The sequence below is a fragment of the Acinetobacter sp. NigerLNRRAM0016 genome (genome assembly GCF_054112845.1).
The window spans coordinates 1-14,530 of the sequence record NZ_JBSYVT010000057.1 but is presented as its reverse complement, the minus strand read 5'-3'; the positions used below and the strand labels follow the sequence as shown (position 1 = coordinate 14,530).

The 14,530-nt window shown below is 37.5% G+C and carries 10 protein-coding genes; 7 read left to right on the top strand and 3 right to left on the bottom strand.

Features of this window, described 5'->3' with window-relative positions; translation table 11 throughout:
* Positions 1-555: 555 nt before the first annotated feature.
* The 7 genes from ACWQ4X_RS18570 (at position 556) to ACWQ4X_RS18540 (ending at position 9,584) form a co-directional block, all read left to right on the top strand.
* Positions 556-1,224 carry a hypothetical protein gene (locus ACWQ4X_RS18570; protein WP_010588950.1) on the top strand — a complete coding sequence of 223 codons (669 nt, stop codon included), beginning with the start codon at positions 556-558 and terminating at the stop codon, positions 1,222-1,224.
* Positions 1,224-3,551 carry a hypothetical protein gene (locus ACWQ4X_RS18565; RefSeq protein ID WP_004907117.1) on the top strand — a complete coding sequence of 776 codons (2,328 nt, stop codon included), beginning with the start codon at positions 1,224-1,226 and terminating at the stop codon, positions 3,549-3,551. Before ACWQ4X_RS18570 ends, ACWQ4X_RS18565 begins: the two co-directional genes overlap by 1 nt.
* Positions 3,535-6,750 carry a tyrosine-type recombinase/integrase gene (locus ACWQ4X_RS18560; RefSeq protein ID WP_457904578.1) on the top strand — a complete coding sequence of 1,072 codons (3,216 nt, stop codon included), beginning with the start codon at positions 3,535-3,537 and terminating at the stop codon, positions 6,748-6,750. The genes ACWQ4X_RS18565 and ACWQ4X_RS18560 overlap by 17 nt, the downstream gene beginning before the upstream one ends.
* Positions 6,751-6,880: 130 nt before the next feature.
* Positions 6,881-7,243, top strand: a complete 363-nt coding sequence (locus ACWQ4X_RS18555; protein ID WP_004907123.1) for an MbcA/ParS/Xre antitoxin family protein — start codon at positions 6,881-6,883, stop codon at positions 7,241-7,243.
* Between the two features lie 295 nt (positions 7,244-7,538).
* Positions 7,539-7,799: a helix-turn-helix domain-containing protein gene (locus ACWQ4X_RS18550; protein WP_004907126.1), complete on the top strand. Its 261-nt coding sequence runs from the start codon at positions 7,539-7,541 to the stop codon at positions 7,797-7,799.
* A gap of 190 nt (positions 7,800-7,989) precedes the next feature.
* Entirely contained in the window at positions 7,990-8,298 is a 309-nt protein-coding gene (locus ACWQ4X_RS18545) for a helix-turn-helix transcriptional regulator (protein ID WP_004282130.1), read from the top strand.
* Positions 8,295-9,584: a type II toxin-antitoxin system HipA family toxin gene (locus ACWQ4X_RS18540; RefSeq protein WP_454495201.1), complete on the top strand. Its 1,290-nt coding sequence runs from the start codon at positions 8,295-8,297 to the stop codon at positions 9,582-9,584. Before ACWQ4X_RS18545 ends, ACWQ4X_RS18540 begins: the two co-directional genes overlap by 4 nt.
* 17 nt (positions 9,585-9,601) lie before the next feature.
* Here the strand turns inward: ACWQ4X_RS18540 and ACWQ4X_RS18535 are convergent, their stop codons facing one another.
* The 3 genes from ACWQ4X_RS18535 to ACWQ4X_RS18525 all read right to left on the bottom strand — a co-directional run.
* Positions 9,602-12,949, bottom strand: a complete 3,348-nt coding sequence (locus tag ACWQ4X_RS18535) for a DEAD/DEAH box helicase (RefSeq protein WP_457904577.1) — start codon at positions 12,947-12,949, stop codon at positions 9,602-9,604.
* Between the two features lie 184 nt (positions 12,950-13,133).
* Complete coding sequence (locus ACWQ4X_RS18530; protein ID WP_005001571.1) at positions 13,134-13,412, bottom strand: helix-turn-helix domain-containing protein; 279 nt, start codon at positions 13,410-13,412, stop codon at positions 13,134-13,136.
* 330 nt (positions 13,413-13,742) lie between these two features.
* Positions 13,743-14,530 (bottom strand): hypothetical protein (locus ACWQ4X_RS18525; protein ID WP_457904576.1); only part of this gene is annotated, 788 nt, incomplete at its 5' end.

The window sequence follows — 14,530 nt, the reverse complement described above, 5'->3', positions numbered from 1 at the left end:
AAGATTATATAAAGATATTTTATAATCAAATCAGGTGCCATTAGCATCTCGAAAGAATGAGTCCAAAAGCATTTGAAACAGGGCAGAATGAGGCTGTCTCATACTGGGATAACTAGAGCTGTCCCCTATGAACTCAAAATAATAGCCCTCTAGGTAAAGAGGTCCATTTTAATTTTGAGGCTGTATTAATTTAATATTCAACTTCTTTCAGTTCTTTAGCTAATAAAAATTTCCAAGCTCCGTTTTCATCAGGCTTGAAACTATACCTCCAATGTGCGAATAAGGCTGAAAACTCAAGTGGGAGATTGATTGCATAGAATATCTGTAACAACTTCTACCTGTTTCAATTGTTTAATTTCCCAAGTAAGAACCTCTATATCTTCAAATATACAGCATGTTATAGGTTGTTATTTAGTTCTTAAAATTATATAAAAATAACAATATATTGTATATTAATTGTAAATATACACAAGATATGGGGTATATCAATCTTGTTTAATATTTCAAAAAATTATAAGAATATTCAATTGATTGTTTTTTACACTTATGGGGACTATGGAAACGGCTTTTGATTTCAATGAAAAATTTGGCACACCTAAAAAATTGTTGTGTAAAAATTTTAATAAAATCCAAATCAGTGTACATCCTTATTTTTCTGGAATTTATCTTTGCTATCAAGAGGCTTTTAAATCCTTAAAAACTGATTTGTCTACATTAAATCCAAGTCTCGAACTTCACGTATGGAAAGATCCTAATTTCTCTGGTTTTACCATTACAAATAATTTTCAGTGGTTTCTATATTGGTCTCAGCATATACCAAAAAATATTAACGTACTTGTTCATTCTTTTCCTCAAGATGAGGACAAAATTGAGCTATTAAAAAAAGTGGCAAGTTCAGAATTCATAAAATTTCTGTCCTTTTATCATGAACTGGACCGACTTAACCCTAAAAAAATGCAATCGCTGATTAATGCCCATATTTCATCTGAAGTTATCCTGGCTTTAAACAAAGAAAATTCTTTCAAACCTCACCGTACTATGAGCTTGGATCTGCTTGCAGAACTGCTGTCATGCACACAAAATCAACTGAATTACCGCAATAAAGTTATAAACCGGAAAAGACAGAATGTGCTTGATCAACTGCAGCAAACCAGTGGAATTGTGCAGCAGCTTCTAAACAATCCCGACTTCGTTCTCACGCCAGATCAGCTATGGAAAGCATAATGTCAGAATCTAACCCAAGCCATCAAAATGCTGCTGATATTACGCGGGTATCATTAAAACAGACACTGGAAAAACTCTTTGGTGACGAGCAGCTCCAACGTACCAAACATATTCAATATGTTGCTGATTTACTGATTTCATATCCAACTGATCAATGTCTGGAAGGGCTGAATCTCGATCTATTAGATTTTGATCTAGAAACCAGTTCTGTTGTTGCTAGACCCGCTGCCTTGGTCTCCTCTCGAAAACATACTGTTCGCGCAACACCAGTCACTTGGTATGTGAACTCAATTGCACAATTAGCAAAGTCAGAAGAAAATGCGTTAATCTGGAATATCCTGGTCTTAAAAGCAGCAGTTTACCTAATTGCGCTTCCAGACATTCAACCTGAACTTTTTAAAGATGATCACACAGAACATTTCAACACTGTAAAACGTTTATTCCAGCGCTTCCGTACCGCCAATCGGGTTCTGAGTTCCGAAAAAGAATATCAAAATACTCCTGAATATATGCTTCTTTGGAAAAAGTATCTTAAAGATCCATCCCTTTCCTTAGTTGAATTTATTCGGTATTTGAATGAGGTTATTGATGAAGAACGTGATAAAGAGTCATCTAATGATTTTATGCAAAACCTGCTCAAAGTGATCCGCATCACCTTTAATTATGTTTTGGAAAATAAAGCAAAAATTGCCAAAGAGAGCATCGAGACTCAACTGCAACATGAATTTTTAGACGAAGATCAGCTGATTGTAGAAAGTTCAGAAATTAAAAAAGGGCAAAAATCTAAAGCTCTCAATATAGAAAAACAACTAGATGACCAAGATACACGTCAAATACTTGTAGACCCAACCATCGTTACCCCTCTGGCTGAATATTCAGAATCCAGCCAGAGCTATGTGCTGCCTCTGGTTGCCAAACATATTCAACGAAAAGAACATTTGCTGCCATACAGCAGCCTCTTTCCTAATATCACAAGTATAAGTGCTCTACTTACTGAACTATATAAAAATTACATTGTTGAAATTGAAGAAGACTCTAAAGACAAGGATAAAGAAACCAAAAAAAAGAAGGCATCCTTGATCCTGATGCTGTCATTTCTGACCGGAAATAAAATCCAGGAGTGGCTACATCTACAAAGTAAACGTGCTAAAAAATTGAATTCTCGCCAACAGATCAAGCAAAGCAATGGGCAATATTTTCTGAGAAGTAAATTTTCAATTTTTGAAAATAAGGATTTTGCTTATCCAGATGGCTTGCTCAACCAAACAGTTCATCTGGACATCCCGATCCCGAATTCATTTATTGCTTCGCTACGAGATGGTAACACCGTTACGGAAGAGGACATTCAGCAACATTTGAAACAGCTGAGAGCCAAACTTTATATTCCAAAATTATCATTAATAAGAATTAGCTCTCTTTTACATCAGACTATTTTGCAACGCACTGGAAATAAACAGCTTGCTGACCTTCTCACCGGTATTGATGCAAATAAGTCTTCTTCTACTTCTTATTGTCATCAAAATATCCTGACTTTACAGACTGAATATGTCTCAATTTTAAAAGAGCTGTGTGAGTCGTTATCCGATGACTACCAGAATATCGAATATGCTGCAGAAAAAAACTTTGGTAGCCGCAAAGCACCTACTTCAAATGTGATTCAAAATATCTTTGCCACACTCAAATTCAGAATAATTTCACAAAAAGAAGACGACTGGATAGCAATTTTCAATCATTACAATCTGTGGATGTGGCATTTCTTGTTGCTCTTTACTGCTGCACGACCCGTCGCTGAATTTCCAGGTTTTTTAAAAAGCTTTAACCTGAAAAGAAAAATATGCATGGTTTCTGATAAAGAGGTGGGTGGGCGTCAAGGCTATGGACGTTTAATTCCACTGGGTCATTTTGTCGCACAAGAACTCCAGAAATTCATAGAATTTTTACATTATTTTAAAACTCAAATTGCTCCTAGTCAGCCAGAAATTCCACAATATATTCAACATATTTTAGAGAGCAAGCTTCCACTTTTGAATATCTTTCAGGATGGTCAATGGCACCCATTAAGGCCATCAATTGTAAAAAACTTTCATCCTGAGTTAGGTTTGGAGCATGAAAACTGGCACCGGCATACTGCCCGTGCGTTTCTCAGCAATAAAATTAACGAAATTGAAATTTTAGCTTTATTCGGTCATGAACCGATGCAGCAAGAAGCTGCTCATCCTTATTCCAGCTTATCTATTTCACAATATTCAAGCATTGCTCATATTCTTGAACAAATGAAAGATCATTTTAATATTACCGGTATTGAACTAGATGTCCTCACTCAATAAACGTACTAAGCAAACTCGAACACTATATGCCGAAGCACGTAGAAAACAAGACCGACTCGATCAGGAAAAACAGCTTCGAGCAGATGTAGAACAGGAGCTAATTCAATACTTCCAAGAACAAGATTTGGAACAAAAAGGGCATCTTGAATCCTTCTATCCAGCAATTTATGAGTTTATTAAACGCAAAGCTCCAAGCTTGGCCTGGAAAAAATATGCGCATGAATTTTTTCGGTCATATATCAAGCAAATCAATTTAAATCGTCGTGAGACTTTGCCCCTACCAAATCTGACATTTGAGATGCAGCGTGATCAGCCGGTTTTTACAATGGACTGGATCGAGAAGGGACATCAGGTTGATGAAGTTCTTGATAAGCTTTGGGACTACTGGATTCTAGCGAAAGATAGCAAGACATTTTCTGATGATGAAATCATTGGAAATATTGTTATTTCTGCCCTGCTTTACTCAGGCTTAAATCAAAAATCCTCTTTAGAAGCTTTGCTTGAACACTTAAAAGATCCGGCAAAAATCAGAAAGATCGAAGATCTGAACATTATATTTTTAGAACCGCTCTCCCCCTCTTATGGAGATCTCTTTATTGATGAAAAAACCATCCGTAAATCGCGTAATTTTATTCCGGATCAAATTACACGCTTATGGTTAATTCATTTTAATAGCAGAAATATTCGTACAGTAAACCAGAATGTAGAAGACTATCTACAGCTTATTTTTAATAAGATTAAGTTACCATTTAATCTCAAAACTTATAAATTGTTACGCGACTGCGCCAACTTTAACTGGATGCAACTCCCGAAAGTTGACATTGATCCTGCACTTTCACAATGCCTCATTGAGAATACTGCAACCTGTGGCTTATCAGAAATAGAATTTGAAAGATTTCTTCATCCAAAATTTAAATATCAGCAGGACACTCTTACTGATTCAAATGTAGAAAAATCACCATCTACTGTGAGGGAATCCTACTCTAATGATGACATTCAGCAAGCCTTGGATGATGTTATAAAGATTCACAAAGACCTTTTACAACTGATTCGTACATCACAAACTGATCAAAGTATCGATGCATTAATCATTAAATATTGCATTGAAAATACTAATAAATTTAATGAGTATAGTAAACGTGTCGCCTTATGGCTCATCAGCCTTTATAAACCAGAATTAGAACAGATTCAGCCACTGGCTGAACGTTTTAATTTTTGCGTAAACCAATTTCAAAAATCGTTTCAGCAGAATAAGCGTTTAAAAGACGGTTCGATTTACACTTATTATTCGCGTATTGCCGAGCCTTGGCTAACCCATTCTTTACAATATCTAGATAGCGAAGATGATCTGAATACGATACTGGCTAATATCTATCAGCAAATCATTACGAATACCCGACTTGCAGATGAGGCAGGCGAGCTTAACTTTAAAAAATCCAGTGGTCAGACCGTCAGAATGTTGAAACGCTTCCATAGCTTTCAACAAACAGTTTTTGACGCTGAGTCTCTCGAATTAGAGTCAATTGCCATACAAAACAGACCGAGAGCACGTATCATTGGTCCCATGACTTATCAAGCTTTCATGAACAAGTTAGATACCTTATTTTCAGGGGCTAATAGTCAAGAAAATACGTATAAGACATTAAAAATCATCTATATTTTAGCTTACCGTACCGGTATGCGTATTAATGAAATTCTCGGCTTACGTGTGCGGGATATTGAGGGCTTGAGCTGTTTATCCGTTTGGATTCAGCCCTACGGCTCAAAAAAGAAAGGAAACTTACATCAACTTAAAACAGATAGTGCTGAACGCAAAGTCCCTGTATATTGCTTATTAAAAACCGATGAATATCAAATATTTCATAATCATGTAGTCGAGCAACGATTACTCAATCAGGAAAACTTATACCTATTCAGCAACTGGAATGAAAATAGCAAGCTGAACAAACATACGGTGACAACACCTTTCAGAATGATTATGAACGAGCTTTTTAAAACTCATGACTATTCTTTTCACTCATTTCGACACACGGCTGCCAATCACTTATCCATTCTGCTCAACTGCGATTATGCTCCACTGGTCAAGAATCTTACGGATTATACTGCAGAAGAATATCAGTCCATTCGGACAGAGTTACTCCGTAATACGCATGGTCAAAATCATTGGTTTATGATTGCCCATTTACTGGGTCACATTGACCCTACGGAAACCTTTAAAAGCTATATTCATCTGAGCTACCTGATCGCTGGACATAAAATACTGCAATATCACCCAGACATAGATACTCAATTAGCAAAGAAAATGATGGGCTACCTGCCTTCTTTCAAATTTTTAAACACAGTAAAAGATTCTGCTCCATTCAATTTCGAAAAACATGCTGTCCATTTAAGTCAGCAGTTACTCAACGATCAAACTGACTGGTTAAAAAGTAACGTAGAAGATATTCTAGATGAGGTTTCATTTAACGCTCAGCCTCATGATTTTTTTAAATATTTTGCAGGAACAAAGGAATCCAAAATTTCATTTGCATGGTTTTTTAAATGCTTAAATTTACTGGAAATTCATCATGATCCAGATCTAGTCTCAAAGGAAATGTGTTTACCTGTAGAACTGGTTAACTACTGGTATGAAAATGCAAAACAACTAGGCCAGCTCAAGTCTCAAAAAAATAACCCAAGATTATTTGATCTCAACAACACAAATCATCTGGATAAACCTTTGAAACCCGCCATGATAGATACCGTTGAAGAGCGCACAGCAAGGAACTATTTTTTTGAAAATATTCAAAATATATTTGAAAAAAAGCCAGATCAAATAAAAGCGGTGCTTGAGACATTTTTAAGTCGTGTTACAGTTTCTCATACCGGCATTCATTATCGATGGAATAAAATCGATCAATTGGAATCATTTTATTCCAAGGTAAAAGACCTGTTTCCCCATCAATTTTGGCATTTGCTTGGACAAGACTTGGTACAATTGTTAGATAAAAAGAAACAACCTTTATTACTGAAGCTGACTAAATCGAGCACAACAGAGCATCCTACGACTCAAGAAGATTATGTTCGTCTCCAGCTTTACTCAACAAAAGATGCCAAAGCACTGGCAGCGTTTAAATTCTGTTTACATTTAGCCTGTATCGGTAGACCTCGATCTCTTGAACTCCAAGTTGCAGGACTAGAAATCACTACATGCTGTTAAATAATTTAACCGTTGTTTCCTTATCTAAAGTCAAATTTAATATATCTTTAGTAAAAATTGGATGTCTGATCAACGATAATTAAATAGTATAAACTCTATGAATTAGCAGCGTCTGAAACAGGGATCAGTCATGCGTACAACATCAGAAAAAACTGCAAAACAGAAAATGATATTAGCTAAGGCAGTTTTAGCTGCTGCTGAGCGCCTTGGTCTTACACAAGATCAACTAGCCTTAATACTGAATATAGATTCAGTGAAAAAATTAACCTCTCTTGAATTAGATCCCACTTCAAAACAGGGAGAAATCGCCCTCACTTTAATCCGTATTACCACATCACTAGATGCTCTTACAGGTGGGGATACAGCCTGGATGCAGCATTTTATGAAATCACCCAATAAATTGATGAGTGGTATTCCAATAGAACAGATTCAGAACCCTCAAGGATTGGCCTCTGTTTTACAATTGGTGGAAGGTCTTCGGGCTAAACTTTAAGATAAGCAAAGTATTATAGAAAAATTTGAAAGTGATAGTCCTCTCCAATAATTCAAATGCGAGGTATAAGAATCCCCCTTCTTCTCAAGATGTATATGTCTGGCCTAATTCCGTCAATTAATTGCGAACTGCTGCTATATATTGGATTTTATTAACCTGATGCGAGGTAAATCCCCCTTATAAATTCAATAACTATTCAACAATCATTATAGAAGTTTGCTATATAGCAAACATTCACCATAATTAGTTAAAAGTTTGCTATATGGCTAACAAGTTTCGGGAGCGAAAAATTGATATGGCTACAAGAGGCGAAATAGGTAAAGAAATACGTTTGGCAAGAAAAGGATTAGGCTATACACAGAAAAGTCTTTCAGAAAAGACTAAAGTCAATAAAACAACAATTTCAGAGATAGAGAATGGCCGTTTTACAGGTTCATTTGACATATTTGAACGTGTGCTTGATGGCGTGGGTTTACAATTCGAAGTGAATAAAAAAAAGTTTAAATTGCCACAGTGGGATGAAATTGAAGAAATATTTTCAGAATATGATGAATGAAATTATTTACAGGCTCTTATCATTTGGTATTTACATCCAACAATGCAAAATCAACAACAACTTGAACACCCATTTCTCATACAAGTAGGGCTATTTTACAGATCGAAATGATAAATTCATAAATTGCTTTTCAAAAAAAAAGAAACTAATATGTTTCTTATAGGACCTAAAAGCAATAAATGTATCTACAATGAATAAGTCTTTACTTCAGCAAATCAAAAAAAGACGAACCCAATTGGGCTTAAAGCAAGTTGATATGCAATCCCGTACAGGCATTTCAAGACAGCAGTACCAAAAACTGGAAAGTCAGGGCAACCCTCGATTAGAGACCTTAGAAATTATAGCGGCAGGATTAAATGCTCAACTGATGCTCATCCCTGATGATAAGGTTCATTTGATCAGACAATTATTGAATGATGAAATTAAAGTCACTATTGAAGATCAGGATGACTTAATGACTAACCCATGGAAGGGTCTTCTCGGAGGAGAGGAACCATGAATACTGTTGCCGTCCTGAAATTAACATTACATCACGGTATCGTTGGATACTTGGCAGGATTTCAGAGCGGAAAAAATATTCTGGTTTTTACAGATTCTTTCCGCTTTGATCAGCAACGTCCGACCTTGAGCCTGCTGACTTCCCCCTTGTATCCTCAAGCGGATAAAATTTTAGAAAAGACCTATGTTACACATCAGCGCTTACACCCCTTGCTATCAAACTTGCTACCAGAAGGTGCATTACGTGAACTGATTGCACAAAGCCTCAAAGTACATATAGACAATGAATTTCAGTTATTGGCAGCTTTAGGTCATGATTTACCTGGAGCACTCATTGCGACTCCATTAGATCCAGAAGAAATTCCAGATGAAATAAAATTCAAACTGCAGATCTCGAATCCAGATCAAATTTTAAAGCAAGAGATTCGAACAGATAATAAGTTTTCCTTGGCCGGCGTCCAAATGAAGTTTTCCATGAAAGCCAAAGATGGGCGTTTTACACTAGCACAGGCAACGGAAACGACTCTACTCGGGGACTGGATTATCAAAACTCCTTCTTCCAGACATGCTTTTGTTCCGCTAAATGAATATTCTATGATGACCCTTGCCAAAACGGTCGGAATAGATGTCCCTGAGATTCGCTTGGTGGATATGGCCCTTTTACAAGACCTTCCACCATTAAATTTACCCCAAGAGCAATATGCTTTCGCAATCAAAAGATTTGATAGACAGAGTACTGCTGATACTACAGAGCTTATTCACATCGAAGATTTTGCTCAGATCTTCGGCGCATATCCACATCAGAAATACAGCACCACAAATTATGAGCAGATAGGAAAGATCATTTATCAATTTTCAGATAACAAAATTATTGATATTCAGCAATTTGCCAGCCGTTTACTCATAAATATTTTACTCGCCAATGGAGATGCACACTTAAAGAACTGGAGTATGATTTATTACGATAAAAGTGCACCAAGATTATCACCCGCATACGATATATTAATGACTAGTGTATATATTGAAAATGAGCATCATTTCGCATTAAATCTTGCCAAAAATAAAGATTGGTATTTAGCTGAGATGAAGCATTTTAAGCAATGGGCAGAAAAAGTCGGCGTTCCATGGCGTATCATCGAGAAGCAACTTCACGATATTCTGGATAATGCTCGATCATTATGGCCAGCGCTATTACTAGACTTACCTATGATTTCCGCTCATAAAGAAAAATTAAGAGAACATTGGAAAAAATTGCATCCAGACTTTCAGATACTTACAGGTGATTAGGGCAACCAGTAACCAAACTAAAATTTCTCAAACAAGTTCATCACATCATTTTCCGTCAGTTTCGCTTCTCCCTCATGATCGGTGCTTAAAATTGACTGTGCCAGTTCGGCTTTATTTTGCTGCAAGGCAATAATTTTCTCTTCTATGCTTTGGTTGGTAATCAGTTTATACACAAATACCGGTTTGTCCTGTCCAATCCGCCATGCACGATCTGAAGCTTGATCCTCAGCAGCAGGGTTCCACCATGGATCATAGTGAATGACTGTATCTGCGGCTGTTAAATTCAGACCGACCCCTCCTGCTTTCAGACTGATTAAAAACACAGGCACTTGTCCAGACTGAAATGCAGTAATAACTTCATCTCGCTTTTTGGTCTGCCCAGTCAGTTTCACATAGCCAATTTCTGCGTGATGAAGTTGCTGCTCAATCAGTTCCAACATTGAGGTAAACTGAGAGAAGATAAGAATTTTTCGCCCCTCTTCCACCATTGGAACGACCATATCGATCAACTGTTCAAGTTTGGCAGAGTGTGCCTGCCCGGTTTTCACTGAATCCAGTTTCAGTAAGCTAGGATGGCAGCACACCTGACGTAGCTTCAGTAAGGCATCTAAAATTTGAATTTGACTACGTTTAAAGCCTTTTTCTGCCACAATTTTCTGAATGCTTGCCTGCATCGTGGCGCGAACAGCCTCATATAGCTTGGATTGCTGTTCATTCATGTCAATATTGACTTCAATCGTGGTTTTTTCTGGCAATTCTTTGGCGACGTCAGTTTTCAAGCGACGTAAAATAAAGGGTTTAATGCGGTTTACCAACTTTTGCCTTAACTGCTGATCACCGCGTTTTTCAATAGGATAGCGGTACTTTTTATTAAAGATTTCTTGTGAATATAAAAATCCTGGCATTAGAAAATAAAATAGTGCCCACAGCTCACCCAAATGATTTTCCATAGGTGTACCAGTTAGACATAGACGATGTCGCGCTGTTAATTGCCGTACTACCTGTGCAGCTTTGGCACGCGGATTTTTAATATTCTGCGCTTCATCCAGAATGAGTTGATGATATTCATATTGCTTCAGTTGCTCTTCATCTCTCGCCAAGAGCGGGTAGGTGGTTAACACAATGTCATAGTGTGAAATCTGCTCAAAATACTGATGGCGGTCGGGGCCTTGTAGCAGCAGTACCTTGAGCTCAGGGGTAAATTTTTCCGCTTCTTTGAACCAGTTATGCATCAGCGATGTGGGTGCAACAATTAAGGCGGGTCTGTCCTGCAAATGACCAGCCTGCTTTTCCATGAGTAAGTGGGCTAAAGTTTGTGCTGTTTTACCCAAACCCATATCATCCGCCAGAATCCCGCCATGCTGGGTTTCCCTTAAAAACTGTAACCAGCCTAAGCCCTGCTGCTGGTATAGACGCAACTCCCCCTGAAAACCTTGTGGTGTCGGCAGTTGTTGCTGATAGCCTTGTTTGAATTTATGTACAAATTTCTGCAGGCGATCACTGACCTGCCATGTCATCCCAAGATTATGCTGCAATTCTAATAATTGACTCGCATCATAGCGATCAATACTGCGCTCTTCTTGCTGTAAAATGCTCTGCAGATGCAATAATACCGGCTTAATATCCCTAGCGGATAGCGCCAAATCAGGTTGATCCACTGCAGTTTTCAGGGTGAAAATTTGACTGTCATGCAGATGAATAAAAGTCCGCGGATCAAGTAAATCAGGATTTACTCGCACCAAAGCTACGAGCGCATCAAGTAAATTATAAGAATTGCCTGCACTGTCTTGAACCGTCGCCCCGATATTGAACCAGTCCTGCTGGCCTTCAGATTCAGTGATAGAAATATTTAAATTTTCAACATATTGCAGGTTAAAGGGGCTGTTTTCCAGATGCTCTATCTGCCAGCCCATCAACTCAATTTGATTGATGGGCATCAGCTGTTTGATCCAGTCTCCATAGAAAGCAAAAACCATAGAATCGAGACGTTGTTTATCCAGTTTTAATTGCTGGTCATAACTAAGATCTTTCACCCACTTCAGTGATTCGACCAATAGCTGTAAACGCTGGATTGACTGTTGTTCCTGAACTAAGTCCCGAAGCTGTCGCACCATTTTGCCATGCTGCTCACCAATAAAACTGTCACCTGATGTACCTGCTTTTATTCGCCCACCAGCATAGGAAAATTCAATTTCAGCACAAACAGACTCTTCCCATTTCCAATCAAATTTATCTAAAACACCGAAGCGTAAAATTGGCTGGGGACTTCCCTCAAGGACATCAATATGCTGAATAGACTCGGGCCGAGGCAGATTTTTCACGTCTGAATATTGATGAGTCAGTTTCTCAAACTCTGGCAAGAGCATAGATGGAAGATCAGGCATCTGTAAAAAATGGTACAGAAGATTTGCCGTATATTCACCATATAACTGGCCCACCGTGTTCTGTTGAATATTCACATAACATGGTGGATGGCTCGCGAGAATCTGAATATGTGGATTTGATTTCAAATCAAGTCGAATATCACCATTGACCAATTCAATGTTTAAATGCTCTGTCTGTTTGTTTACACCTTGTTGCCAGATCAGTTCGATGTGATAGCCTTGTTCTGACCATTGAAGTGCAGTATGGCTCTTTTTTTGCCAGTACACATCGCCACTTTGAATAAAAGATTTGAAATGCTCCAATAAAATTCTGGAGATATCAAGATTGCTTTGATAAAAGCGTTCGTCACTGTTTATTTTGGCATAATAATAAATCTGGTTAAATAATTGTCGTTTTTGTTCAGGTAAAGTCAGATGCTTTCTGGTGATATTTTCATATTGGGTATAATAACTTTCCCCCGCAATTGAGCCGTTTTTATTGCGTCTGGCCTTCTGAACATCAACTGTCAATTTCTTTAAGCTGACAGACTGATCTAGCAGGTAAATTAAATAATTGTTTGTTTTGACAGATTGCTCTGGTTCAGTCTGTTGTAAATACCGTTTAAAATCATTCAACCAGCGCTGCGCCTGATCATCCCCCCGTTGGCGTTTTGTGATTCCCTGCGGGGATTGAGAGTCAGCATAACGCTGCTGAAATTCCTGGCGATATTCCTGAAAGAATAACCGCGCTAAAGCAGCAGCATGTTTACAGTTATATCCAACCGGACAAGTGCAGTCGTCATCGATTAAACGGTCTTTTTGGGGATTATAGGTAATTGCGGTATCGTAATAATCTGTTCCTTCAATTTGGGCATACATCGTAACCCCGTCTTTTTCCTCAAAGAACTCAATCGTTTTCCTATCAATGTGTTTAGCATAGCTCTGGCTGCGCTGAAGAGTTGCAGTACTAAAGCGAGATAGAAAATTGATCAATGAGGACATAATTACCAGACACTAAAAATGTTTATACAATTATAACGGACAAAGCTGTCATTTCAGAACAGTAGCCGAACTGCTCAACCCGAGCACAGATTCGACTCACTCAATAGGAATATTGTGAGTAAAGACAATCAAATCCGAGAAGTTAAACAGATCATTGAGGTCGAAAATATCCTGATAGAAGTGATCATTTCTTCACGACCGTTAATTTTAAACCAAATGGGGTTAAAAATTTTAGCATTGTTTCTAGAGTTGGATTTGCATCTGATCGCTCTAGTTTCTGTAAAGTTTGAAGCGAAATTTTAGTGATCTTGGACATTTCATGTAATGTCAGATGCAGCTCTGTTCTAATGAATTTTGCAATGACATGTATCGGCCAATCGGGATTCAGTTGAATCTGTTCTAAGACATATTGTCTTTTTTTAATTTGCTCTATTTGAGAGAGTGGAATAAAACGTTTATCCATAACAAATCTCCTTTAATTGTGCGCAAATACCTTCAATGCGATATGCACAATTTTCTAGAATTTCATCATCTATCCCGATAGATTTCATCTTGGTTATGTTCAATTGCGTAATCCATTGAATAATATGTTCCGCAGCTAGCTTTCCAACCTTTAGCTTTTTCACCTATTACTTCAATAGTGGCACAATCGATCGATTGATTATTCAGAAATATTTGGAAAGATCAAAAATCATTCATAATTCTATTTAAATAGTAAAGTACAGGCAGTTTTGCCTATTATATACTTATTATAGTAGTAAAGTATTATTTTTATCCAAGTGAGTTTTCAAAATTATGCTTCATCCATAATCCATTCTTTAAAAAGAGCATCCTCGATTTCATAAGTACCATTTTCTGGTTTAAAAATAATTTGTTTTTTTGATAAAGAACGTAGGGCCGATTGAATACTTGATACCGCAATGTTATCTACACCAATGGAATCAGCCAGATGTTGTCTAAATTGACTACTATAAAGTTCAACTTGCGATTCCGCTATGGCTTTTAAAATTAGCTGTTCTAATAACTTAAACTCTCCCCATAATCCCGAAAAGTCACGATGCCCCATTGTATCGGCTATAAGCTGTTCCTTGGCAAAATCTATAGCCAGCATTGGGTTTAAGGCTAAACGCTCCACTAATGATCTTGCTAGTTGAGGACTTTGCTTCATATCTAAAAAAGCGTGCCATAAAATTTCTTTATTCAAACTACGTCCTGTTGTCTGATTAAATACATCTGCCAGATGATCTGTAAATGCTTTTGTTAGATTTGGAAAAGGTAAATTCTGTCCATAATGAAAAAATGGAGCACTACTCACAGAAAACATTTGTCTCAGGCCTTCTCGACTTGAACCAGTAAAAATCACCTTTATTGTTTCTTTATGCATATCTAAAGCGGTACGTAAACTGGCAATCGTGGTTTTATATTTTGAACTAGCTAAAGCCTGAATCTCATCAAGTAACAGTAAAATAGGTTTCCCCTGCTGAGCCAGTTTAGTAATGCTAGACAAAATACTGGAATTCACTTGTCCTTGTAGAAGTGTCACTTCAGCTTTTACCCCTGCCACCTCTGTACTTAAAGAAT